19 protein-coding genes are annotated in these 24,701 nt (G+C 63.9%); 12 read left to right on the top strand and 7 right to left on the bottom strand.

All coding sequences use genetic code 11. The features are described 5' to 3' along the window. Positions 1-36 precede the first annotated feature (36 nt). The 6 genes from IVB41_RS09510 to ybaK all read left to right on the top strand — a co-directional run bounded on the left by IVB41_RS09510 (position 37) and on the right by ybaK (position 8,032). Positions 37-300: a sulfurtransferase TusA family protein gene (locus tag IVB41_RS09510; RefSeq protein WP_027567850.1), complete on the top strand. Its 264-nt coding sequence runs from the start codon at positions 37-39 to the stop codon at positions 298-300. 318 nt (positions 301-618) lie between these two features. Continuing rightward, positions 619-2,274 carry an OFA family MFS transporter gene (locus IVB41_RS09515; RefSeq protein ID WP_027567851.1) on the top strand — a complete coding sequence of 552 codons (1,656 nt, stop codon included), beginning with the start codon at positions 619-621 and terminating at the stop codon, positions 2,272-2,274. Positions 2,275-2,365: 91 nt separating this feature from the next. After that, a complete protein-coding gene (locus tag IVB41_RS09520) occupies positions 2,366-2,653 on the top strand; it encodes a hypothetical protein (protein WP_027567852.1) in 288 nt (95 codons plus the stop codon). Between the two features lie 245 nt (positions 2,654-2,898). Next, positions 2,899-4,608: an NADH-ubiquinone oxidoreductase-F iron-sulfur binding region domain-containing protein gene (locus IVB41_RS09525; RefSeq protein ID WP_027567853.1), complete on the top strand. Its 1,710-nt coding sequence runs from the start codon at positions 2,899-2,901 to the stop codon at positions 4,606-4,608. Continuing rightward, positions 4,605-7,373, top strand: a complete 2,769-nt coding sequence (gene fdhF / locus IVB41_RS09530) for a formate dehydrogenase subunit alpha (RefSeq protein WP_247430225.1) — start codon at positions 4,605-4,607, stop codon at positions 7,371-7,373. The genes IVB41_RS09525 and fdhF overlap by 4 nt, the downstream gene beginning before the upstream one ends. A gap of 185 nt (positions 7,374-7,558) precedes the next feature. Then, positions 7,559-8,032, top strand: a complete 474-nt coding sequence (gene ybaK, locus IVB41_RS09535; RefSeq protein ID WP_247430227.1) for a Cys-tRNA(Pro) deacylase — start codon at positions 7,559-7,561, stop codon at positions 8,030-8,032. Positions 8,033-8,045: 13 nt separating this feature from the next. Here ybaK and IVB41_RS09540 read toward each other — a convergent pair whose 3' ends face one another. Beyond that, a complete protein-coding gene (locus IVB41_RS09540; RefSeq protein WP_247430230.1) occupies positions 8,046-8,732 on the bottom strand; it encodes a GntR family transcriptional regulator in 687 nt (228 codons plus the stop codon). Positions 8,733-8,887: 155 nt separating this feature from the next. Here IVB41_RS09540 and tcuA point away from each other — a divergent pair, with 155 nt between their 5' ends. The 3 genes from tcuA to tcuB are packed head-to-tail and all read left to right on the top strand — an operon-like array spanning position 8,888 to position 12,446. Then, the gene (gene tcuA, locus IVB41_RS09545; RefSeq protein WP_247430233.1) at positions 8,888-10,279 is read left to right on the top strand and encodes an FAD-dependent tricarballylate dehydrogenase TcuA; all 1,392 of its coding nucleotides are present in this window, start codon (positions 8,888-8,890) and stop codon (positions 10,277-10,279) included. A gap of 27 nt (positions 10,280-10,306) precedes the next feature. Next, entirely contained in the window at positions 10,307-11,335 is a 1,029-nt protein-coding gene (locus tag IVB41_RS09550; protein ID WP_247430237.1) for an esterase, read from the top strand. Between the two features lie 4 nt (positions 11,336-11,339). After that, positions 11,340-12,446 carry a tricarballylate utilization 4Fe-4S protein TcuB gene (tcuB, locus tag IVB41_RS09555; protein ID WP_247430241.1) on the top strand — a complete coding sequence of 369 codons (1,107 nt, stop codon included), beginning with the start codon at positions 11,340-11,342 and terminating at the stop codon, positions 12,444-12,446. A 3-nt stretch (positions 12,447-12,449) separates the two neighbouring features. Here the strand turns inward: tcuB and IVB41_RS09560 are convergent, their stop codons facing one another. Beyond that, a complete protein-coding gene (locus IVB41_RS09560; protein WP_247430244.1) occupies positions 12,450-13,124 on the bottom strand; it encodes a triacylglycerol lipase in 675 nt (224 codons plus the stop codon). Between the two features lie 5 nt (positions 13,125-13,129). Beyond that, positions 13,130-16,534, bottom strand: coding sequence for an acyl-[ACP]--phospholipid O-acyltransferase (locus tag IVB41_RS09565; protein WP_247430247.1), 3,405 nt, complete (start codon positions 16,532-16,534; stop codon positions 13,130-13,132). 668 nt (positions 16,535-17,202) lie between these two features. Here IVB41_RS09565 and IVB41_RS09570 point away from each other — a divergent pair. Continuing rightward, positions 17,203-17,823, top strand: a complete 621-nt coding sequence (locus IVB41_RS09570; RefSeq protein WP_247430654.1) for a TetR/AcrR family transcriptional regulator — start codon at positions 17,203-17,205, stop codon at positions 17,821-17,823. A 14-nt stretch (positions 17,824-17,837) separates the two neighbouring features. On the opposite strand, the gene IVB41_RS09575 is transcribed toward IVB41_RS09570, so the two are convergent. From IVB41_RS09575 to IVB41_RS09590, 4 genes are all read right to left on the bottom strand, one after another. After that, complete coding sequence (locus tag IVB41_RS09575) at positions 17,838-19,145, bottom strand: GGDEF domain-containing protein (RefSeq protein WP_247430249.1); 1,308 nt, start codon at positions 19,143-19,145, stop codon at positions 17,838-17,840. A 244-nt stretch (positions 19,146-19,389) separates the two neighbouring features. Beyond that, positions 19,390-20,694, bottom strand: a complete 1,305-nt coding sequence (pncB, locus tag IVB41_RS09580; RefSeq protein WP_247430252.1) for a nicotinate phosphoribosyltransferase — start codon at positions 20,692-20,694, stop codon at positions 19,390-19,392. Positions 20,695-20,839: 145 nt separating this feature from the next. After that, complete coding sequence (locus IVB41_RS09585) at positions 20,840-22,084, bottom strand: Lpg1974 family pore-forming outer membrane protein (RefSeq protein WP_247430255.1); 1,245 nt, start codon at positions 22,082-22,084, stop codon at positions 20,840-20,842. Positions 22,085-22,253: 169 nt separating this feature from the next. After that, a complete protein-coding gene (locus tag IVB41_RS09590) occupies positions 22,254-23,183 on the bottom strand; it encodes a LysR family transcriptional regulator (RefSeq protein ID WP_247430258.1) in 930 nt (309 codons plus the stop codon). A gap of 94 nt (positions 23,184-23,277) precedes the next feature. Here IVB41_RS09590 and pcaH point away from each other — a divergent pair, with 94 nt between their 5' ends. Together pcaH and pcaG are read left to right on the top strand one after the other, a co-directional pair. Then, positions 23,278-24,066, top strand: coding sequence for a protocatechuate 3,4-dioxygenase subunit beta (gene pcaH / locus IVB41_RS09595; protein WP_247430262.1), 789 nt, complete (start codon positions 23,278-23,280; stop codon positions 24,064-24,066). A gap of 4 nt (positions 24,067-24,070) precedes the next feature. After that, the gene (gene pcaG / locus IVB41_RS09600) at positions 24,071-24,697 is read left to right on the top strand and encodes a protocatechuate 3,4-dioxygenase subunit alpha (protein WP_247430266.1); all 627 of its coding nucleotides are present in this window, start codon (positions 24,071-24,073) and stop codon (positions 24,695-24,697) included. The last annotated feature ends 4 nt before the right edge of the window (positions 24,698-24,701 follow it).

A 24,701-nucleotide genomic window follows, 5' to 3' on the forward strand; every position in this document is an offset into this window, starting at 1 on the left:
GTTGACGCCATCGACCCCTCGCGCCATGTTGCGCCGATGACCAGAACGACGCTCGATCTCACCGGATTGAAATGCCCGCTGCCCGCCCTGAAGACGCGCAAAGCGCTGAAGCCGTTGCAGCCGGGCGATCAGCTCGAAGTGTACTGCACCGATCCCCTGTCGGTGATTGACATTCCGAACCTGATCCGAGAGACCGGCGACACGGTGGAGATCACCGAGCGCAACGACGCGCGTATCGTGTTCTTGATTGAGAAGGCCAATCGATCGATAGAAAATTTCAATGGTGCGCCGCCCACTTAGCCGGCGGTCACTCGGTTGATACCTACCTTTTGTCTATCGACATCGATCACCACTTCTGCCCCAATTGAGTTCCTCCGCCGAGACGCGGAGGTCGAGTCTTGCCTGCGATGTGCGGAGCAAATGGGCCATCGAAAGAAGCCCGGCCGTGGCGTCGGGCATAGCCCCCGAGGTTAGGGGTTTAACGTCTCGGATGCGCGTGACGATCCTGGCGCGCGTCGATCATTGTGCGGAGCAGCAGGGACAAAGGCTGCGCTGCAGGCTGAGGAACAGGACCGTCGTGGCAGGCCGTTCAGAAGGGCGGCTTCAGGGGAGGAATGCATGTCTACCATCGAGAGCGCTGGAACACTTTCGGGTGCCGGCGCAGGTTTTCTGGATCGCGAGCGGACCATCGCGACCGCGGGGTTCAATCGCTGGCTGGTGCCACCGGCCGCCCTGTGCATCCATCTCTGCATCGGCATGGCCTACGGCTTCTCGGTGTTTTGGCTGCCGCTGTCGCGCGCGATCGGAGTGACCGCGCCGAAGGCGTGCGCAGAGATGTCGCTGTTTCAGGAGCTGTTCACGACCAGCTGCGACTGGAAGGTCGCCAGCATGGGATGGATGTACACGCTCTTTTTCGTGCTGCTCGGTATCGCGGCTGCGGTCTGGGGCGGCTGGCTGGAGCGCGTGGGCCCGCGCAAGGCCGGCTTCGTCTCGGCGCTGTGCTGGTGCGGCGGCCTCTTCCTCGGTGCGATCGGGGTTTACACCCATCAGCTCTGGTTGTTGTGGCTGGGTTCGGGCGTGATCGGCGGCATCGGTCTCGGCCTTGGCTATATCTCGCCGGTGTCGACGCTGGTGAAGTGGTTCCCGGACCGCCGCGGCATGGCGACCGGCATGGCCATCATGGGTTTTGGCGGCGGCGCCATGATCGGCGCGCCGCTGGCTAACCTGTTGATGAACTACTTCAAGACCCCGACCTCGGTCGGCGTCTGGGAGACCTTCGTCACGATGGGCATCATCTACTTCGTGTTCATGATGATCGGCGCGTTCCGCTATCGTTTGCCGCCGCCCGGCTGGCAGCCCGAGGGCTGGACCGCGCCGTCGAAGGCCAACGCGATGATCTCGAAGGCCAACGTCCATCTCAATGATGCGCACAAGACGCCGCAGTTCTGGCTGATCTGGTGGGTGCTGTGCCTGAACGTGTCGGCCGGCATCGGCGTGATCGGCATGGCCTCACCGATGCTCCAGGAGATCTTCGCCGGCAAATTGATCGGCCTGCCTAGCGTCGGCTTCAATGCGCTTGATGCGGGACAGAAGGCGCAGATTGCCGCGATCGCCGCGGGCTTCGCCGGATTGCTGTCGCTGTTCAACATCGGCGGCCGCTTCTTCTGGGCATCGCTGTCGGACAAGATCGGGCGCAAGAATACTTACTATACGTTCTTCATCCTCGGCATCGTGCTCTACGCGCTGGCGCCGACTTTTGCGGCGATGGGTTCGAAGCTGCTGTTCGTGCTTGGCTTCGGCATCATCCTGTCGATGTATGGCGGCGGCTTCGCCACCGTGCCGGCCTACCTCGCCGACATGTTCGGAACCCAGTTCGTCGGCGCCATCCATGGCCGGCTGCTGACGGCGTGGTCCACCGCGGGCATTATCGGCCCCGTCGTCGTCAACTACATCCGCGAGTTCCAACTCGCGGCAGGCGTGCCGCGCGACCAGCTCTACAACACCACCATGTACATCCTGTGCGCCATGCTGATCGCGGGCCTGATTTGCAACTACCTAATCAAGCCGGTCGATTCGAAATGGCACATGAAGGAGGCTGATGTCGCCAAGTTGCAGGCGGCAAGCGCCAACGCCGCCGCCGCGGGGCCGCACGGCTCCTACGGCATCGGATTTGGCGGGCTTGACGCCAAGGCGGCGCTGTTCTGGGCCTTCGTCGGCGTCCCCCTGCTTTGGGGTGTCTGGAAGACGTTGGAGAGCGCGGTCAAAATCTTCTGATCCGCCGTTGAAACAGAAGCGGGATGCTCATCAGGCGTTCCGCTTCGTTGGCCTTCAGACATCATCAAGAATGGGACTTAGGGGGATTGAAATGATTCGCACCCGAACTTGCCTTCGAATTGGCCTTGCGGCCGTGTTGCTCGTCGCTGGCCTTCATGCCGCATCCGCGCAGACGACAACGACACCGGCGGCGCCTGCTGCAACGACCGAAGCCAAGCCTGGCAAGATGAAACTCACCATGCAAAAGCTGAAAGACATGAAGGCGAAATGGGCTGCCAACAAGCCGAAGCTGAAAGCCTGCCGCGCCGACGTGAAGGCCAAGGGCCTCGCCGGCGATGACCGCTGGTTCTACATCGAAGAGTGCATGAGCAAGACCTGAGATCGGGTTCCGTCTGGCGCACGCGTAAAGGGGCATGGCGGGCGACCGCCTGCCTCCTAAATCATTCTAGAGACGCTCTAAATTGTCTTGCATCTGGCATACCAGAGACTAGAGTTGCGTCGAATTTGGCTTGGTCGGCGGGACCCAGAACCGGTGTTCCGCTGATCGAATCGGGAAACGAAGGCTGATCGCTTTGGCGATCCGGCCTAGACTGATCACGCATTTAAAGAGAACGCGACGTCTCCATGAGCAGCAACGAAGACGTTCACAAGGTTCGCGAGTTCGAACATCCCGGCCAGGGACGGAAGCGCGCCAAGTCCACGCCCAAGGGGAGGCAGGTCGATCCTGCTGCAGCGCACGAGATCGAGGAGCTGCTCGGCGACCGGCCGCGGCGGCGCGACCTGTTGATCGAATATCTGCATCTGATCCAGGACAAGTATCGCCAGATCTCGGCCGCGCACCTCGCCGCGCTCGCCGACGAGATGAAGCTCGCGTTCGCCGAGGTGTTCGAGACCGCAACCTTCTATGCGCATTTCGACGTGGTGAAGGAAGGCGAGCCCGATATCGCGCCGCTGACGATCCGCGTCTGCGATTCGCTGACCTGCGCGATGCTCGGCGGGGAGAAGCTGCTCGCCGATTTGCAGGACGCGTCCGGTCCCGGCATCCGCGTGGTGCGTGCGCCCTGCGTCGGTCGCTGCGACACGGCGCCGGCCGCGGAAGTCGGACACAACTTTGTTGAGCATGCGACGGTCGCCAGTGTCACGGCGGCGGCGAAGGCTGGCGACACCCACGCGCATCTGCCCGAATATGTCGGCTATGCCGCCTATGTCGCCGGCGGCGGCTACAAGCTGCTCAATCGCCTGCGCTCGGGCGAGCTAGCGACGGACGACCTGCTGAAGGCACTCGATGACGCCTCGTTGCGCGGTCTCGGCGGCGCTGGATTCCCCACGGGCCGCAAATGGCGTGCGGTGCTTGGTGAACCCGGCCCGCGGCTGATGGCGATCAACGGCGATGAGGGCGAGCCCGGCACGTTCAAGGATCGCGTCTATCTCGAGAGCGATCCGCACCGCTTCCTCGAGGGCATGCTGATCGGCGCGCATGTGGTGCAGGCCTCGGATATCTACATTTACCTCCGCGACGAATATCCAGCCTCGCGCGAAATCCTCGAACGCGAGATCGCAAAGCTGCCGCCGGGCGGTCCGACGCTGCACATGCGCCGCGGCGCGGGCGCCTATATCTGCGGCGAGGAATCCTCGCTGCTCGAAAGCATCGAGGGCAAGCGCGGCCTGCCCAGGCACAAGCCGCCTTATCCATTCCAGGTCGGCCTGTTCGGGCTGCCGACGTTGATCAACAACATCGAGACCTTGTGGTGGGTGCGTGACATCGTCGAGAAGGGTGCCGACTGGTGGAAGGGCCACGGTCGCCATGAGCGTCACGGCCTGCGCAGCTTCTCGGTCTCGGGCCGCGTCAAGAATCCCGGCATGAAGCTCGCGCCTGCTGGCATCACCGTGCGCGAGCTGATCGAGGAATATTGCGGCGGCATGGCCGACGGCCATCAGTTCTATGCGTACCTGCCGGGTGGTGCGTCCGGCGGCATCCTGCCGGCGGCGATGGACGACATCCCGCTCGATTTCGGCACGCTGGAAAAATACGGCTGCTTCATCGGCTCTGCCGCGATCGTGATCCTGTCGCAGAAGGACAGCGTGCGCGCGGCCGCGTTGAACCTGATGAAGTTCTTCGAGGACGAGAGCTGCGGCCAGTGCACGCCGTGCCGCGTCGGAACCCAGAAGGCCGCACTGCTGATGCAGCAACCGGTCTGGAACCGCGCTCTCCTGGACGAATTGAGCCAGGCGATGCGCGATGCCTCGATCTGCGGGCTTGGACAGGCGGCATCGAATCCGCTGTCCACTGTGATCAAATATTTCCCTGACGAGTTCAAGGAAGCGGCCGAATGACGAAGATTACGTTCGAGCTCGACGGCAAGCAGGTCGAGGCCAATGCAGGCGAGACGATCTGGCAAGTTGCAAAACGTCAGGGCCGCGAGATTCCGCATCTGTGCTATTCGCCCGCGCCCGACTATCGCCCCGACGGCAATTGCCGCGCCTGCATGGTCGAGATCGAGGGCGAGCGTGTGCTCGCGGCGTCCTGCAAGCGCACGCCATCGGTCGGCATGAAGGTGAAGACCGAGAGCGCGCGCGCTGTTTCCGCGCAAAAAATGGTCATGGAGCTGCTGGTCGCCGATCAGCCGGCGCGCGAGACCTCGCACGATCCGGAGTCCAAATTCTGGCACTGGGCCGAAACCACAGGGGTCACCGAGAGCCGCTTCCCCGCCGCAGAGCGTTGGGCGACCGACGCCAGCCATCCGGCGATGCGCGTCAATCTCGACGCCTGCATCCAGTGCGGCCTGTGCGTGCGCGCCTGCCGCGAGGTCCAGGTCAACGACGTCATCGGCATGGCCTATCGCAGTCATGGTTCGAAAATCGTGTTCGATTTCGACGATCCCATGGGCGAGTCCACCTGCGTCGCCTGCGGCGAATGCGTGCAAGCCTGTCCGACCGGAGCGCTGATGCCGGCCGTGATGCTCGACGAGGCGCAGACCCGTGTCGTCTATGCCGACAAGAAGGTGGATTCGCTCTGCCCGTTCTGCGGCGTCGGCTGCCAGGTGACCTATGAGGTCAAGGACGAGAAGGTGATCTATGCCGAGGGCCGCGATGGCCCGGCCAATCACAACCGCCTTTGCGTCAAGGGCCGCTTCGGCTTCGACTACATCCACCATCCGCATCGACTGACCAAGCCGCTGGTGCGGCTGCCGAACGCGAAGAAGGATTTCAACGACCAGGTCGATCCGGCCAATCCCTTCACGCATTTCCGCGAAGCGAGCTGGGAAGAAGCGCTCGACATCGCGGCCAAGGGCCTCGTCAAGATCCGCGACGAGAAGGGCGTGAAGGCGCTTGCCGGCTTCGGCTCGGCGAAGGGCTCGAACGAGGAGGCCTATCTGTTCCAGAAGCTGGTGCGCACCGGCTTCGGCTCCAACAACGTCGACCATTGCACCCGTCTGTGCCACGCCTCGTCGGTCGCGGCGCTGTTCGAAGGCCTGAGCTCTGGTGCCGTGTCGGCGCCGTTCTCGGCTGCGATGGACGCCGAGGTCATTATCGTGATCGGCGCCAACCCGACCGTCAATCATCCGGTCGCCGCGACCTTCATCAAGAATGCGGTCAAGCAGAACGGCGCCAAGCTGTTCGTCATGGACCCACGCCGGCAGACGCTGTCGCGCCATGCGACCAATCATCTGCAGTTCAAGCCGGGCTCCGACGTCGCCATGCTGAACGCGATGATCCACACGATCATCACCGAAGGGCTGACCGACGATCAGTACATCGCCGGCTACACCGAGGGGTTCGAGGACCTCAAGGAGAAGATCAAGGAGTTCACCCCGGAGAAGATGGAGCCGATCTGCGGCGTCCCGGCGCAGACCCTGCGTGAGGTCGCGCGAACCTATGCGCGGGCGAAGTCGTCGATCATCTTCTGGGGCATGGGCATCAGCCAGCACGTCCACGGCACCGACAATGCGCGCTGCCTGATTGCGCTGGCGCTGATCACCGGCCAGGTCGGCCGCCCCGGCACCGGCCTGCATCCGCTGCGTGGCCAGAACAACGTGCAGGGCGCTTCCGATGCCGGCCTGATCCCGATGTTCCTGCCGGACTATCAGCCGGTCGGCCGCGACGACATGCGCGGTGCCTTCGAGAAGCTGTGGGGCCAGGATCTCGATCCCGTGCGCGGCCTGACTGTGGTCGAGATCATGAACGCGATCCACGCCGGCGAGATCACGGGCATGTATATCGAGGGCGAGAACCCCGCCATGTCCGACCCCGATCTCCAGCATGCGCGCCAGGCGCTCGCCATGCTCGATCATCTCGTGGTGCAGGATCTCTTCGTCACCGAGACCGCATTCCACGCCGACGTTATCCTGCCGGCCTCGGCGTTTGCCGAAAAGGAAGGCTCCTTCACCAACACCGACCGCCGCGTACAGCTCGCGCGCCAGGTGATCAAGCCGCCCGGCGATGCGCGGCAGGATCTCTGGATCATCCAGGAGATCGGCAAGCGCATGGGCTTGCCGTGGAATTATGCCGGTCCCGGCGATGTCTTCACCGAGATGTCAGAGCTGATGCCGTCGTTGAAGAACATCACCTGGGAGCGGCTGGTCCGCGAGGGCGCCGTCACCTATCCCGTCGATGGTCCCGACATGCCCGGCAACGAGATCATCTTCACCACGGGCTTCCCGACCGCGAGCGGCCGCGGCAAGATCGTGCCGGCTCACGTCATCCCGCCGGACGAGATTCCCGACGCCGAATATCCGATGGTGCTCTCGACCGGCCGCGTGCTGGAGCACTGGCACACCGGCTCCATGACCCGCCGCGCGCAGGTGCTCGACCAGATCGAGCCCGAGGCGGTCGCCTTCATGTCGCCAAAGGACATGCACAGGAAAAAGCTTGCGCCGGGCGATTTCATCCGGCTCGAGACCCGCCGCGGCGCGGTCGAGGTCAAGGTCCGCTCCGACCGCGACGTTCCCGAGAATATGGTCTTCATGCCGTTCTGCTACGCAGAGGCGGCGGCGAATTTGTTGACCAATCCGGCGCTCGATCCGTTCGGCAAGATCCCGGAGTTCAAGTTCTGCGCGGCCAGGGCCGAGCGCGCCGAAATGCGCGACGCGGCGGAGTAGGACAGCGGCGGTCGTTAGGCGGCGCGGGGATCATCCAACACCCCGGCGTCGTCCTGGCGCACTAAGAGTCTTCCCAAAACGCCTCCCTGAGGTAATGGGTCCTGGCTTTCGCCAGGACGACTCGAGGAAGGACTGCGCCGTACCTGTCCCTTCGCTCCTCGCAGCGGCGGTGGTAAACATCGTCCATGTCCAAAGCCACCCCAGCCACACGCGCGCTCACAGCCGCCAACGTTGCCTTCACCGTCCACGCTTACGACTACGATCCCGATGCCGAGAGCATCGGCCTCCAGGCGGCTGCTGCGCTTGGCGAAGACCCCGCCCGCGTGTTGAAGACGCTGATGGCGCTGATCGACGGCAAGCCGGTCTGCGTGATCGTCCCATCCGACCAGGAAGTCTCGATGAAGAAGCTCGCCGCCGCTTTCAGCGGCAAGTCGGCGCAGATGATGAAGCCGCCGGAGGCTGAGCGCCTCACCGGCTACAAGGTTGGCGGCATCAGCCCGTTCGTGCAGCGGAAGCCCGTGCGCACCTTGATCGAGCAGAGCGCGCTCGCGCATGACTATGTGTACGTCAATGGCGGTCAGCGTGGACTGCAGGTGCGGCTCAGTCCGGGCGATGTGCGGGACGTGTTGAAGGCGATCGTCGCGGAACTGGTCGCCTGAGCGACGCGCTCTGCTACTGTTTTTGCAACAGCTTCAGCCGACAGCGCAGCGCCTCGCGGATGTGTGCACGCGCGAGTTGCTCCGCTTTGCCGCCGTCGCGAGCCGCGATGGCGTCGATGATGGCCTGGTGCTCGCCGTGGCTGGTCGAGGGGCGGCCCGATACCGTGAACGTGGTTGGACCGAGCAGTGCGATCCAGTCCTGCAATTCGCCTGATGCGTTATCGAGATAGCGGTTGCGCGCGGCGCGGTAGATGGCTTCGTGGAAGGCGCGGTTGAGCCTTGCCATCTCTCCTGCCGTCTCGGCTGCGGATGCTTCGACAAAGGCCTGCTCGATATCCCGGAGTGCGTCGATTTCGGGCGTCGAGGCGTGCTCGGCCGCAAGTCGGGCAGCGGCGCCCTCCATGATCTCGCGCATGGCGTAGAGTTCTAGCACCTCCGAGATGTCGAGGTTGCGTACGATCAGGCCGCGGCCGCCGGCAGGTTCGACGAACCCACGTGCCGCAAGCCGCCCGAGAGCTTCCCGCACCGGGGTGCGGCTGACCTTCAGCCGCTGGGCGACCTCCTCCTCGCGCAGGCGGTCGCCAGCACGGTAGCTGCCGGCCTGCAGCGCCTCGCAGAGCGAGCGGAACACGGCCTCGCCGAGCGCCACGCCGCCGCCGCGCGCGATCGAGCCGCCTGCCTTTGTCGGGCGTCTTGCCATGCGTCCCCGTGGGCTCGCGCATCCTGCCCATGCAGCGATGGCGCTTGCTGGATCTCTGTATATCTTTGTATACAAAGGTGCGCAATGTTAAACCGGATTGACCGGGCCGCCGGCGGGGCAGAATGTCTCCAATTTCGTCGCATCGGGCAGACGGCATGAGCAGCAAATACGATGTGCTGGTGATCGGCGGCGGCAATGCGGCGCTGTGTGCGGCGATCAGCGCGCGACGTGGTGGGGCGTCGGTTCTGGTGCTCGAAGGTGCGCCAAAATTCTATCGCGGCGGCAACACGCGCCACACCCGTAACATGCGTTGCGCCCATGACGAGGCGACCGAAATCCTGACCGGCCCCTACACTGAGGAGGAGTTTTGGGAGGATCTGCTGCGCGTCACCGGCGGCCAAACCGACGAGCTGCTCGCCCGGCACATGATCCGCGAGTCCAAGGACATCTTGAACTGGATCGTGGAGCAGGGCGTACGCTGGCAGCCCTCGCTCGGGGGCACGTTGAGCCTCGGTCGCACCAACTCCTTCTTTCTCGGTGGTGGCCGCGCGATGCTGAACGCACTTTATCTGACCGCCGAGAAGCTCGGCGTCGAAGTCGAATACGATGCCGAGGTCACCGACCTCGTGATCGAGGACGGCATGTTTCTCGCCGCTCGCCTCAAGCGGCCGATCAAGGGTGACACCGAGATCCGCGCCGCGTCGCTGGTCGCCGCCGCCGGCGGGTTCGAGGCCAACATCGAATGGCTGAAGCAATATTGGGGCGACGCCGCCGACAATTTCCTGATCCGCGGCACGCCCTATAACCGCGGCTCGATCCTAAAGATGCTGCTCGCCAAGGGCGTGCAGGAGGTCGGCGATCCCACCCAATGCCATGCGGTCGCGATCGACGCCCGCGCGCCGAAATTCGATGGTGGCATCATCACAAGGCACGATTCGGTCGTGTTCGGCATCGTCGTCAACAAGCACGCGCAGCGCTTTTACGACGAGGGCGAGGACATCTGGCCGAAGCGCTACGCGATCTGGGGTCGGCTGGTGGCCGCGCAGCCCGACCAGATCGCCTACATCATCTTCGACTCGACCGTTGTCACCAGCTTCATGCCGACGCTGTTTCCTCCGATCGCCGGGCAGACCGTGGCTGAGCTCGCCGGCAAGCTCGAGCTCGATCCGGCCACACTGGAAAAGACCATCACCGAGTTCAACGCCGCGGTGCAGCCCGGCACCTTCGACCACACCATTCTGGACGATTGCCGCACCGAAGGCATCACGCCGCAGAAGACGCATTGGGCGCGGCGGATCGAGACGCCGCCCTATCTTGCCTATCCGGTGCGGCCCGGCATTACCTTCACCTATCTCGGCACGCGCGTGACCAGGGAAGCGCGGATGCTGATGGCCGACGGCAAGCCGTCGGCGAACATGTTCGCTGCCGGCGAGATCATGGCCGGCAACGTGCTCGGCAAGGGCTATGCCGCCGGCATGGGCATGACCATCGGCAGCGTGTTCGGACGGATTGCAGGACGGGAAGCGGCACGGCACGCGAAGAACTAGGACGAAGAAAAGATCTTGGGAGAAACCATGTCACGCATTGCCACTGCCGCGATCGCGGCGCTGCTGATCGTCGGCCACGCCCACGCGGCTGAGCCGATCACGCTACGAGACATGGGTTCGTTCCATGTCGGCGGCCGCCTTGTCGAAATCTCCGGCAAGCCGGTGAGGGAGGTCGTGTTCGCGCCCGGCGGCGTGCCGGCCAAGGTCGATCCCAACGGCACGTATCAGGTCGAGCAGATGTACGTGCAGTATTTCCTGCCGGCCAACGAGAAGGGTGCCTATCCCTTGCTGATGTGGCACGGCGGGGGATTGACCGGCGTCACCTACGAGACCACGCCGGACGGACGCGAAGGGTGGCTGAATTATTTTCTGCGCAAGGGATGGGCGGTCTATAATTCCGACGCGGTAGAGCGCGGACGCGCGGGCTGGGCGCAATACCCCGATATCTTCAAAGGCGAGCCGGTCTTCCTGACCACGGCCAATCCGTTCGAGCGTTTCCGCATCGGCGATGGGCCGAACTCCTACGATCCCGATCCCGCCAAGCGAAGATTGTTGCCGGGCAACCAGTTCCCCGTCGAGGGTTACGAGAATTTCGTCAAGCAGAACGTACCGCGCTGGACCACGACCGACGATGCGACCATCGCCGCCTATATCGCCGAGATCGATCGCGTCGGCCCCTCGGTGCTTCTGTTCCACAGCCAAGCCGGCACCTTCGGCTTCAAGGTCGCGCAAGCCCGCCCCGACAAGGTCAAGGCGCTGATTGCGATTGAGCCGGCCGGCATCGGCGATCCCGCCAAGGCGGATGTGCTGAAGAACATCCCGACCCTCATCATCTACGGCGACTATATCGAGCGCGATTCGCGCTGGCCCAAGATCCGCGCCAATGGCATCGCCTTTGCGGATGCCATCAAGGCGGCCGGGGGCAGCGTCGACATCGTCGATCTCCCGCAGACCGGCATCAAAGGCAATTCGCATATGGTGATGATGGACAAGAACAACCTCGAGGTCGCGGCCCTGATCCAGAAATGGCTCGAGGGCAAAGGTCTGACGAAGTAAAGCCATGCACGGAACCATAATTTTGGACGAAGCCGACCGCTTGATGACGGTCTGCAATTCCTGCCGTTACTGCGAGGGTCTTTGCGCGGTGTTTCCCGCGATGGAGATGCGGCGCGCCTTCTCTGATGGCGACCTCAATTATCTCGCCAATCTCTGCCATGGCTGCGGCGCCTGCTACGTCGACTGCCAGTTCTCGCCGCCGCACGAATTCAACGTCAACGTCCCGCAGACGCTGGCGATCGCGCGCGCAGAATCCTACGCGGCCTATGCCTGGCCGCACGTGCTGTCCGGTGCCTTCGCGCGTAACGGTCTCGTCATCAGCATCGTCGCCGCGCTCAGCATGGCCGCCTTCATCCTCGGCTTCGCTGCCCTGAACGACCGCAGCGTGCTGTTTGGCGTGCATACCGGCCCCGGCGCGTTCTACAAGCTGATGCCGCACAACGCGATGGCAGCGTTGTTCAGCGCCGCCTTCCTTTATGCGATCTTCGCGCTGGTGATGAGCGTGCGTGCCTTCTGGCGAGATATCGGTCCGCCGATCGGCGGCCGTGCGGACGGCCGCTCGATCTTTCAGGCGATACGCGACGCTGGTGAGCTGCGCTATCTCCACGGTGGCGGTGTCGGCTGCTACAATGAGGATGACAAGCCGACCGACCGGCGCAAGCTGTTCCATCACCTGACCTTCTATGGCTTCCTGCTCTGCTTCGCCGCGACCTCGATCGCCACGCTGTATCAGTATCTGCTCGGCCGCCACGCGCCGTATCCGTTGTGGGATCTGCCGGTGGTGCTCGGCACGCTCGGTGGCATCGGCCTGATCATCGGGCCGATCGGCCTGTTTGTCGCCAAGATGCGGCGCGATCCGGCGCTGCTCGACGAGCAGCGCTACGGCATGGATGTCGGCTTCATCGCCATGCTGTTCCTGACCGGGTTCACCGGCATGCTGCTTCTGCTCTTGCGGGACACCGCCGCCATGGGCCCGCTGCTGGCGCTGCATTTGGGCGCAGTTTTCGCGCTGTTCGTCACCATGCCCTACGGCAAGTTCGTGCACGGCATCTATCGCTTCGCAGCACTGGTGCGTTACGCGCAGGAGCGGCGCAGTGAAGCAGGCTCCTGAGATTCAGGCGGTGCGGAAGCGGCCGTCGCGCAGGAAAGCGATCGTCTGTTCTATCGCGGCGGCGTGACGCGGAAGTCCGGTATGGGACGCCTTCACGACGATATGGTCGGCCATGCCGGCAACCATCGTGCTTTGCACTGAGACCCGTCCGTCATTCGGCTTCGGCAGAACAAAGAGGCCTGCGACGGGATCGATGAAGCGGTTTCCCGCGATCACGCCGACGGGATAGTCCACGGGGGGAAGGGCGTCGGGCCGGGGCGTGGACGTGGCGGTGAGCTCGAGTCCGGCTGGGCCGTAGAATGCGCTGTAGAGGCGATATCGGCTGAGGAGATCGGCGACCTCGCTGCCGCCGTTCGGCGTGCCCAGCATCACCACGCCGGCAAGCCGGTCCGGATGGTATTTTGCGAGATAGGTGCGCGTCACCAGACCGCCCATGGAATGCGCGACGAAATGCAGCGGCGCCTCACGCTCGGCAAAGCGGGCAACCTCTGGATGGATATCGTCCGCCAGCCCGGCGATCGGCTTGCGGCGGCTGGCATAGTCGATGTTGAGCGTTGCGAAGCCGTTGGCCCGGAGCGCCCGTTCCAGTCTGGTCAGGGACACCGAGGTTCGCGCGATGCCGTGAAGCAGAACCACTCCCGGGCATCGCGCGTCACCTGATTGAGGCGCCTCGTGCATCTCGCTTATGCCACCTCGCGCTCTGGTCCAAACGCCTGCTCGCGAGCGATCGTCGTTGCGGTGACGTAGTCGGTCTTGCCGGTGCCGAGCAGCGGCACCTTGCCGACCACCATGATCGCCGCGGGAACGGTCAACTCGGATGCGCCGATCGCCTTGGCTTGGCCCTGCATTGCACTGCGCTCGGCACCCTTTTCCGTCGTCAGCAGCACGATACGCTCGCCCTTGCGCGGATCCGGGATCGAAACCGCGACCGATGCGGCCTGCGGCCACAGGGTCGTCGCGATGTTCTCGACCGCGGACAGCGAGACCATTTCGCCGGCGATCTTGGCAAAGCGCTTGGCGCGGCCCTTGATGGTGATGAAGCCGGCGGCGTCTATCGCCACGATGTCGCCGGTGTCGTGCCAGCCCTCGGCGAGCGGTTCGAGCACGCCCGGATTTTCGGCCCGCAAGTATCCGAGCATCACGTTCGGTCCGCGCACCGAGAGGCGTCCGCCGTCCTCGATGCCGGGGACCGGGTCGAGGCGGCTTTCCATCAGCGGCGACAGGCGTCCAACGGTGCCCGGGCGATTGGCCATTGGCGTGTTCATCGCCAGCACCGGCGCGGTCTCGGTGACGCCATAGCCTTCGAGGATGCGGATGCCGTAGCGCTCCATGAAGACCTGGCGTGTCTGATCCTTGACCGCCTCGGCGCCGGCGATCACCAGACGCAGGGTGCGGAAGTCGTAGGCATGCGCCGAGCGGGCGTAGCCGGTGAGGAACGTGTCGGTGCCGAACAGGATCGTGGCGCCGGTCTGGTAGATCAGCTCGGGCACGATCCGATAGTGCAGCGGCGAGGGGTACATGTAGATCGGAATGCCCGCGAGCAGCGGCATCATCATTCCGCCGGTCAGCCCGAACGAGTGGAACACCGGCAGCACGTTGAACACCTTGTCGTTGGCATTGGCATCGACCCGCGCCAGCGCCTGTGCGGCGTTGGCAAGGATGTTGCGGTGAGACAGCACAACGCCCTTGGGCGTGCCTTCCGAGCCCGACGTGAACAACACGACGGCCGGATCGCTCGCCTGGCGAACGACGCGCGGCGTAGTACCGGCGAGCAGGCCCTTGATCTTGTCGGCCGTGCCGATCGAGGCGCGGACATCCTCGAGATAGACGACGCGAACCTCCGAGGAGATCGCCGCCATCAGCTTGTCGAGCTTGCCCTTCTCGATGAAGGCCTTGGACGTCAGCACGGTCTTCACCTGTGCGGCCTTCATGGCGGCGAGGACGTTGACCGGGCCGGCCGAGAAGTTGAGCATCGCCGGGACCCGGCCGATGTTTTGTAGCGCCATGAAGACGACGGCGACGCCTGCGGAATTTGGCAGCAGCACGCCGACATTCTCACCGATAGCGGAGCCGTTCTCCAGCTTCCGGCTCAAGACCTGCGCGCCCAGGATCAGCTTGCGATAGGTCAGCTTGGTGCCGAGCGCGTCCTCGATGATGACCTTGCCGGTGTCGCGATCGCGGTAAGCGTGTCCGAGCGCCTCGAACAGGGTGTGATCGAGCATGGCGTTCTTCACCATGGCGTCGATCATCACGTCCTGAAGTGCTGCGCCCGCGGCGTTGCGGCGCGTCTTGCCCTTGAGCGACGGATCGACCGGAAGCTTGACCGGCGGCAGGATGGTGACGGTCACCCGCGGAAACCACGAGCGCTTGATCTGGCTGCCGTTGAGATAGCTGAGATGCGAACGCTGGGCGCCTTCGATGCGGACCGGGACGACGACTGCGTCGGCCTTGTCCGCAATCATCGCGGTGCCGTCATAGACCTTCATGAGCGAGCCGGAGACGGTAATGCGTCCCTCCGGAAAGATCACCACCGGCTCTCCGGCGGCGACGAGCTTGATGAGGTCGCGCGCGGCCAGCGGCTTGCTGGGGTCCATGGTGTAGTGCTTGACTACCCGCAGGAACGGCTTGGCCCACCATGCCTTGGCGATGCCGGTATCAACCGCGAAGCTCGCGTCGATCGGCAGCACGGCGTGCAGCAGCGGGCCGTCGATCAGGCTGACATGATTGGGCGCGATCAGCATGCGCGTGCCAGCAGGCGGCAGGTTCTCCAGCCCGCGGACCTCGATGCGGAACAGCGCGCGGAACAGCAGGCCGCCAAAGTCGCGCACGCCTTCCTTGCCCCACTTCGTCAGCACGAACCAGACCGCGCCGAAGCTGGCGACGCCGAGGCCGAAGAAGATCCAGCCGATGTGCAATCCGCCGGCCTGCAGCAGCGCGACGAACAGCGAGCCGGCCACCATGAAGGCGGCCTGTAGCACGTTGCCGGCGGCGATAATGCGGGCGCGCTCCGAGGGAGCCGACCAGGCCTGGACGGCGGCGAAGGACGGAACGACGAACAGCCCGCCGCCGAACGCGAAGGCGACGAAGTCGAGGAGCATGCGCAGGCCCGCGAAGGAGGTCGCGAAGTCGGCAGCCGTGATGTCCTGGCCCTTGGCGGTCACGCCGATCGCCCAAGCGAGGTCGATGCCGGCAAACCCCATCATGATGGCGCCGATGGGCACCAGCGCGAGGTTCGGGCGAACGTGGCTCAGATTCGCGGCGAACAGCGAGCCGATGGCAATGCCGATTGCGAAGATCGCGAGACACAACGTCACCACGCCTTCGGTGCCGCCGATGACCTCCTTGACCAGTGCCGGCAGCAGTGAGAGCACGATGGCGCCCACCAGCCAGAACCAGGAGACGATCACGGTGCCGTCCCACAGCCGGTGATCGGCGTGCAGCGTCTTCAGCAGGCCGAGCGTCGAGGTCCACGGATTGCCGTCGACCGGCAGATCGGGTGCAGACGGCGTGGTCGCGGGAATGCGGGAGGCGAAGGCCCAGGACAGCAGGGCCAGCACGACCACGGCCGATGCGACCCAGCCCATATGCGCGGAGCCGGCCACGAACTGGCCGCCGGCAACGGTGCCGAGCAGGATGGCCATGAAGGTCGCGCCTTCGACCAGCGCGTTGCCGGTCGCGAGCTCGCCGAGCTCGAGCTGGTCCGGCAGCATCGCGTATTTCACGGGACCGAACAGCGCAGCGATGACGCCGAACAGTGCGAGTGCTGCGAACAGCAGCGGCACCGAGTGCAGGAAGAAGCCGGCCGCGGCAAAGCCCGCGGCAAAGATCTCGGCGAATTTGAGTCGCCTTGCGACGACGGATTTGACGTATTTGTCGGCGAGCTGGCCGCCGAGTCCCGACAGAATGAAATAGGGGAAGATGAAGACGGCGCCTGCGACCGTCACCAGCGCATCGCCATGGCCGGTCGCGGCACTGTAAAGCAGGATGATGACGAGTGCGTTCTTGAGCACGTTGTCGTTCAGCGCCGAGAAGAATTGCGCCCAGAACAGCGGCGCGAAGCGGCGTGACGACATCAAATCCCTGATCATGACTAGTCCTGTTTTGGAAAGGCTGCCTGAAGTTTCATTGTCGGATGGACTTTGGGTCCAGAGAATATGCGACGGGCTATTGGGTTGACGACAGTCGCCCCGGCCTGCTCTGCGCGCTCACCTTCCGATCCTGTTGGTCTCCGCGTGGCGTGGTTTGGTTCGCAATGGTTCGTTTGCGGCCTTATCCAGACAGGCTGCGCCTGCCAGGATATTGCTCAGGGCGCTGAGGGAAACCTGAACCGCATCGTCGTAGGCCGCGGCATCGGCTCGAATGTCGGGAGATGGTAAGTCCTTCCTTGCGGTTTGATATTGCATTCGGGGCGACCCGAACGTGCCGGCCTGCGCTCGCCTCAGGTGAGATGGGCGAGGCCGCGAAAGGGCGAGAGGCGGCCGAGCAGGCCAATGCGGCGGCCCTCATGACGGGCACGGCCGCGGTTGGCCCGCCACATCCGGAAGGTCGCGCGGCGCTCAGTCAGTACACCGGCGATGTCGCAGGCATTTGCGATACGATCCATCGGCCCCGTCGCGAACCGCAGGAGGGCGCAGCCAAATCCGGTCACGAGAGCTGTGGCGTCATCGACGAAGGTGGAAGCGATATCAACAGCGAGGGTTTGCATTTTGCAGGTCTCCGGGTTAACTTGAACATTGTTCAAATGAGTATCCTGAAAATGAACAATGTTCAAGATGGATCGTTGCGAGATCGAAAAAAATCTCGCCGGCGGCAGCAGATCGTGGAGATCGCTCGCGGCGTTGTTGCAGCTAAGGGATTGAAATCGTTGAAAGTCCGGGACGTCGCGGACGCCGCCGGCTGCTCGGTTGGCAGCGTCTATAACGAGTTCGGCGACTTCGACGGGGTGATCCTGACCGTGAATCGGGAGACCGTTAAGGCGCTGACGTTGCGGTTGGGCCAGGTTCCGGCCGAGGATCCCGTTCGCCAGCTCTACGGGCTGGCCGCGACCTACCTCGAATTCTTCGCGACGAACGCCAATCTGCTGCGCTCGCTGTTCGAGCATCGGATGGAGGACGACCGCCCTTACCCCGATGACATCCTTCAGATGGTGATGGACGCCTTCGCGCTGATGCATGCGCCCCTGGTGCGGCTGCTTCCGAATGCAGACGACGTGCAGATCGCGCTGCTGTCACGCACCCTGTTTTCCGCCGTGCACGGGATCATCTCGCTCGGCCTCGAAGAGCGTATGGTGGCCGTACCGCCGCAAATGCTGCGCCAGCAGGTCGAACAATTTCTGGATGCGCATCTCGCGGGGCTCGGGATTCTGCCCATACGATAAAGTGCTGAGCGCTGCTATGCGCTGGCGGACTTGCGTTGCCGAGAGGTGACGACGATGACGTCCGTCGTCCCGTTGTCGACCTGAACACGGTTGCGTCCGTTCTCCTTGGCGCGATAGCAGGCGGCATCCGCGCGCCGCATCGCGTCCTCGAGCGTGGTGTTGCCGTCGCTGATGCAGGTAACGCCGATGCTGGCCGTCACTGCAAAGCAACGATCGTCCCAGGCGAAGACGGATAGCTCGAGCGCCCGGCGCAGCCGTTCGGCGATATCGACGGCGTCGTACGGCGTGCATTGCGGAAGGATTAGGGCGAATTCGTCACCGCCGAGCCGGGCCACCAGGTCATGCGGCCGCCGCTCCTGTTGCAGGAGGCGCGAAATCTGGCGGAGCAGGCGGTCGCCGGCGAGGTGACCGCAGCTGTCGTTGACGTCCTTGAACTGATCGAGATCGAGCAGGATCAGGCCCAGCGAACCCGCCGCGGTGCCGTCCAACTCGCTTTGCAGGCGGGCCTCGAACGCGCGGCGGTTGGACAAGCCGGTCAGCCAGTCGTGCGACGCCTGCCAGGCCAGGCGCTCCTTCTCGGCATGCAAGGCATCCTCGAACGCCTGTCGTTGCAGCACCAATCGCCGCGTGTGCCAGATCAGGAGCAGGATCAGCGTCATGGCTGTGACGATATTGACGCCAGTCAGCGTCATCTTGATGGCGCGCGAGCCTTCGCCGAGAACGGTGGAGAACTGCTTGGCGTGCACCGTGAACTGGGTGTTGAGCTCCGACAGCCGCGACGACAATAATTGCAGGCGCTTGCTGTCCTGGACGGGCCCATTCTTCAGCTCTGACCGGATGACCTCGCCGAACACGCTGAGCTCCAGCAGCATGGGGTCTGTGGCAGCCCACTCGCGGATCGCTTCCTTGAGAAAGCTGACCTGTTTGAAGTAGCGAAACAGCCAGATCAGTCCCGGCACGTCATCGGGATGGTTGCCGCCTTGCAGAAAGCCGATGCGGGCGGCCTCGACGTCGACCGGATCGCGCTCGAGCGCCCAGCGCGCGAACTCGTCGCCGATGGGAACGGCCAGCGAGGTCTGATATTGCGCAAACTGGCTGGCGTCGCCCGAATGCAGATAGAGATTGAGGAAATAGACGGCGTTCTTCTGCGAGCGGGACCATAGCGCTTCGCCCGCGACATAGGCGCGGACGGAGGACATCACCTCCAGGCTGAATCCGGCGATCGCCGCCTGCAGCAGGACGACCGTGACGAAAGGCGAGACGAGCTTGATGACGTGAAGGAAGTTGCGTCCCTTCGTTGATGGCGCTGTTCTGCGAAACACTTTGCGTTCCCCAAGTCGCTCAACGACCCCAGCGGAGCGATCCGCTCATAACGCGGATTACGCGCCAAAGGTGCTTAACTCGACTTGAAAACGCCAGGAGACTGCGTCGCAGGGTGAAGGCGTTGTGAAGCGGATGCTGGCAGATCGTTGCAAATGCCGTCGAACCGGAACTGACGCAGCATCGGCGAGCCGATGTCGCGCATTCGCCCCAAGTGGTTTACCCGATGGAGAGATTGCTCTGGCGCTAGACCAGCACCGGCTTGCGCACGCGGCCGGCATCGCCGAATACGCGCAAATAGCGCTCGATCTCCGAGGGCAGGCCGGTCGCCTTCTCGGGATTGTCGGAGAGCTTGACGGCCGGATGTCCGTCGACCGACGACACCTTGCAGACCAGCGAGATTGGATCGAGGTTGAACGAGCCGTCCGGCGTGCAGCCGACGAAATCATTGGTGAGATTGGTGCCCCAGCCGAAGGAGAGCCGCACCCGGCCGGTGAAGTGGTGGTAGGTCTCCTCGATCGAGCCCACGTCCATCGCGTCGGAGAACACCAGCAGCTTGTCCCTGGGATTGCGGCCCTTCTGCTCCCACCATTTGATGATCTCCTCACCGGCCTGGATCGGCGGCGCGCTGTCGGGACGGAAGCCGGTCCAGTCGGCGACCCATTCCGGCGCATCGCGCAGGAAAGCCTTGGTGCCGAAAGCGTCGGGCAGCGCGATCAGGAGGTTGCCGCCATAGGTCTGGCGCCACTGGTCGAGGATGCGATAGGGCGCCCACCGCAACTCCTCGTCGTCCTTGGCCAGCGCCGCCGCGACCATCGGCAGTTCATGGGCGTTGGTGCCGATGGCTTCGAGATCATTGTCCATCGCGAGCAGCACGTTGGAAGTGCCGATGAAGGACGGGCCCAGGCCTTCCTTCACGGCCTCCACGCACCAGCGCTGCCAGAGGAAGCCATGGCGGCGACGGGTGCCGAAATCGGAGAGCCGCAAGCCATCCAGCTTGCGCAGGCGTTCCACCTTGGTCCACAGCTTGGCCTTGGCGCGGGCATAGAGCACGTCGAGCTCGAAGCGGCCGCGGCCCTTCATCGCTGCCCGCGAGCGCAATTCGTTGAGGATGGCGAGCGCAGGAATCTCCCACATCGTGGTATGGCTCCACGGCCCGTGGAAGTGCAGCTCGTACTGGCCTTCGACCTTGCGCAGCTCGTATTCGGGCAGCCGGAATTCGGCCAGCCAGCGGATGAAGTCCGCCGAGAACATGTGGGTCTTGCCGTAGAAAGTGTTACCGGCAAGCCAGATCAGCTCTTTCTTGGCGAAGCGGATGGTGCGGGCGTGGTCGAGCTGGGCGCGCAGCTCGCCCTCGTCGATGATTTCGGCGAGCCGGACATGGCGCGATCGGTTGATGACCGAGAATGTCACCTGCTGATTCGGGTAAGATTCCCGAATCATTTGCAACATCAATAGCTTGTAGAAGTCCGTATCAAGCAGGCTGCGGATGATGGGATCCAGCCGCCAGCTGTGATTGTAGGTCCGGCTCGCAATGTCGGTCACTGTCATGGGTGGAATTCTAGCGTGGCTCCCCGTGCGCAACCAGTGGATTTGGCGAAGGGCAGGCCACCGCCGAGCATCCGGCTGCGCGAGGGCGGCCCGAAATCGCTCCGAGAGCCCGTTCGCGAACCGGTCTGCGCACGGTCCGGGTGGCTTACATGGCGTCGAACGCTCCCGTGAGCGTGACGCGGGGGCCGTGCGTGTAGCGGTCGGGCGTCAGACCGGAGTTGGAGGAGCCTGCCTGGTTGAACACATTGATGAACGCATCGAGCCGATAGCCTACGCCGAGTTTCAGGTTCTGCGTCATCCAATAGGAGACGCCAACCTGAATGTCGGCGCTGAGCACCCCGGCAAACAACCGATCGTTGCTCGTCGAGAGCGTATTCGCGACTGGAAAGAGGGGAGAAAGGACCGACGGCGTTACCGAGAACAGGGTCGACGAACTGGTCGCCGACTGCTGCCGGCCGAGTAGCAGGGCGGCGTCGCCGGCATAATCGAACGACAATTTGCCGCCAAATGGGACCGAGCCCTCGACACCGATGAGTGGTCCCGCGCCGAGGAAGTTCGCGCGCGTATCGCGCAATGTCGAGAGCGTTGTGGAAAAGCTGGTGATCGCCGGAAAGCCAGGCAACGCAACACCAGTGCTGGTCGCGGCCTGGACGTCCGAGCTTGAGCTCCGGGTGACGAATTCGGCAACGCGAAGGCCGGCCTTCAGCTGAAGCGTGCTCGGTCCGCTGCCGGCGATGTCGCGTCCCACCGCGAGATCGGCGAGCCAGCGGGTTTCCTTGTAGGTATTGGCGAAGATTTCCGTGCCTGTCTGGCTCGCAGCGCCAACGACGATTGTTTGCGTCAGTGAGTCCAGGCCGGTGCTCTTGCCTCCCTCGCCGTAGCGGAACTGGCCGCTGATGTGCCAGGGAGATCCGGCGAAGCGATAATCGAAGCCAGCAGCCGTTTCCCATCCGACCTTTGGCGTCAGGTCGAACTGTCCGGTGAGACCGTAAGTGTCTGATATCGGATCCCCGCCGCTGAAGATGGCGCCGCCTTCGATCCAGGCCCTGAACTGTCCCGGACCGGCAAGCAGTTGTGCCTTGACCGGTAGGTCTGCGGCATACGCCTGCAACGGATTTCTGGCCTGTTGCGAAACAGCAGTGACCGCCCGGAATGCGGAATTGTCCTGGTGTGATCGGGCCCCGGTCCTGGCAGGTTCGCTCGTTGCGCGTTCGCCTTGCGATTTCAGCCGCGTATTTTCTTCGCGCAACTGCTGGTTCGCGCGCAACGCGGCATTTTCCTTGCGGATCGCGGCGTTCTGCCTTTCCAGCACCTCGAGGCGCGCATTGACGTCTTCGATTTCTCCGGCGGTGGCGCTGGTGACCGTCCATGCCGCGGTCGCGCCCAGCATGAGCGCCGCAAGATTCTTCTTCATTATATTCACCTCGTCGCACCAGTTGCGCGACCGTGGCGCGGAATCACACAACGTGCATCAACCGTTCGGTTGAACTCGACCGGCTACCGCATTCGAAGAGTCGTTTCCGGACTTGGGTGTGGCTTATGCGCCGCAGCCCGCGTGTTCAGGGGTGCGAGGCCGTCGCCGCCACGGTCTCGAGTTGGCTTCTGATCCAGCGATGCGCCGGGTCCTTCTGATAGCGCTGGTGCCAGACCATGAACATCGGCAGCTCGGCCAGGGTTCGCGTGCGCGAGGCCAGCGGAATCCGCACCTGCGCGAAGCCGTGCATCACGCCGGGCGCCAGCAGGCTCGGCATGCTCGCCAGCATCTGCGAGCCACGCAGGAAGGACGGCACGCCGGAGAAGCTCGGCACGGAGATCGCGATGTCGCGGTGGAAGCCGTTGGCTGCAAGCCGGCGATCGAAGTCGAGCCGCTCATTGTCAGTGTAGACCACCGTGATGTGACGAGCCGCGAGATAGGCGCCGCGCGTAGCCGGCACGGCACGCGCTTTGGGGTCATAGTAACAAACGTAATGGTCCTGCAGCAGGCGCTTCTGCACGATGTCCACGCCGGATGGCGGCAGCGGCGTGATCAGCAGATCGCAGCGGTCTTCGCGCAGCATCGCGGGCGAGGGCGACTGCGAGGGGATCACGCGCAGGTTCAAGCTCGTCACTTGCACGGCGACATGATCGAAGAACCGCGGCAGCAGCAGGTCGCGCTGGAAGTCGTTCGCGGCGATTGTCAGCGAAAGCTGCGCGCTCGCCGGCTCGAACGTGACGCCGCCGGCAAAGCTCCGCATCTCGTCGATCAGCGCTCGCGCCTTTGCCGCGAGCGCCTGGGCGTGCGCCGTGGCCACAATGCCGCGGCCGGATTTGGCAAACAGCGGATCGCCGACGATCCGCCGCAGCTTGTTCAGGGCGTGGCTGACCGCGGATTGCGTCAGGCCGAGCCGCGTTGCGGCGGCCGTCACCGAGCCCTCTTCCAGCACCGCCAGGAACAGCTCCAGCGCGTAGCCATCAAGCGCCAAATGATCGATTTTGTTCATGGAATTCATTATAATCGATCTATTTATCTTGAGAATAGCCGGCGCCATCATCTCCCGATAAGTCGTGCGCCCAAACGGGGCGCCACAGGGAGAGACAACGCCGATGCATGTCCAGGCGCCAGCCTTGCGGGATCCCCGCCTCAACCACCCCGAGCCGTTCACGCCGCCGCTCCGTGACGGCGGCTTCTTCCAACGCGACCGTTCCATGCATCCGCCCGCACACGCGCCGGGCTACAAATCGTCGGTGCTACGTTCGCCGCGCCAGGCGCTGCTGTCGCTTGAGAACTCGGTCTCGGAGATCACGGGGCCGGTGTTCGGTCACAACGACCTCGGCGCGCTCGACAATGATTTGATCCGCAACTACGCCAAGGACGGCGATCCCGTCGGCGAGCGCATCATCGTCCACGGCCGCGTGCTGGACGAGACCGGCCGCGGCGTGCCGAACACGCTGGTCGAGTTCTGGCAAGCCAATGCCGGCGGCCGCTACCGGCACAAGAAGGACACGTATCTGGCGCCGGTCGATCCGCATTTCGGCGGTTGCGGCCGCGCGCTGACCGACGACACCGGCTACTATTACTTCCGCACCGTGAAGCCGGGACCCTATCCCTGGCGCAACTACGTCAACAGCTGGCGTCCCGCTCACATCCACTTTTCGGTGTTCGGCTCGGGCTTTGCACAGCGTCTGATCACCCAGATGTACTTTGAGGGCGATCCCCTGATCCCGGTCTGCCCGATCCTGACGACGATCCCGGACAAGGACGCGCTGGAGCGTCTCGTCGCGCCGCTCGACCTCAACGCATCCACACCGTTCGACTCGCTCGCCTACCGCTTCGACATCGTCTTGCGCGGCCAGCGCTCCACTTACTTTGAAAATCGCACCGCAGGGAACTAAGTCCATGCCGCAGCCGCTCAACTACCTCAAGGAAACCGCGTCGCAGACGGCCGGGCCCTACGTGCATATCGGGTTGATCCCGGCCATGGCCGGCTTCGACATTTTCGAGAACAATTTCTCCAACATGCTGGTGACGCCGAACACGCAAGGCGAACGCATCACGCTGGAGGGCAAGGTGATCGACGGCAGCGGCACGCCGCTGCGCGACGTGCTGCTGGAGATCTGGCAGGCCAACGCGGCCGGCCGCTACAACCATCCGGCCGACCGGTCGACCGGCGCGCTCGACGAGGAATTTCGTGGCTGGGGCCGCGCCGGCTCCGACTTCGAGAGTGGTCTCGTCACCTTCGAGACCATCAAACCGGGCGCGATCATCGACAAGACGGGCCGCAAGGGCGCTCCGCACATCAATGTCTGGATCGTCGCGCGCGGTATCAACATCGGTCTGAACACGCGCCTCTATTTCTCGGACGAAGAGGCTGCCAACGCCGCCGACCCCGTGCTCAACCTGATCGAGCAGCCGGTCCGGCGCTCGACTCTGATCGCAAAGCGCAGCGAACGCGCCGGCAAGATCGTGTACTCCTTCACGATCAATTTGCAGGGGCCGGAAGAGACGGTGTTCTTCGACGTGTGATCGT

Source organism: Bradyrhizobium sp. 44, from assembly GCF_023073095.1.
GTDB lineage: Bacteria > Pseudomonadota > Alphaproteobacteria > Rhizobiales > Xanthobacteraceae > Bradyrhizobium.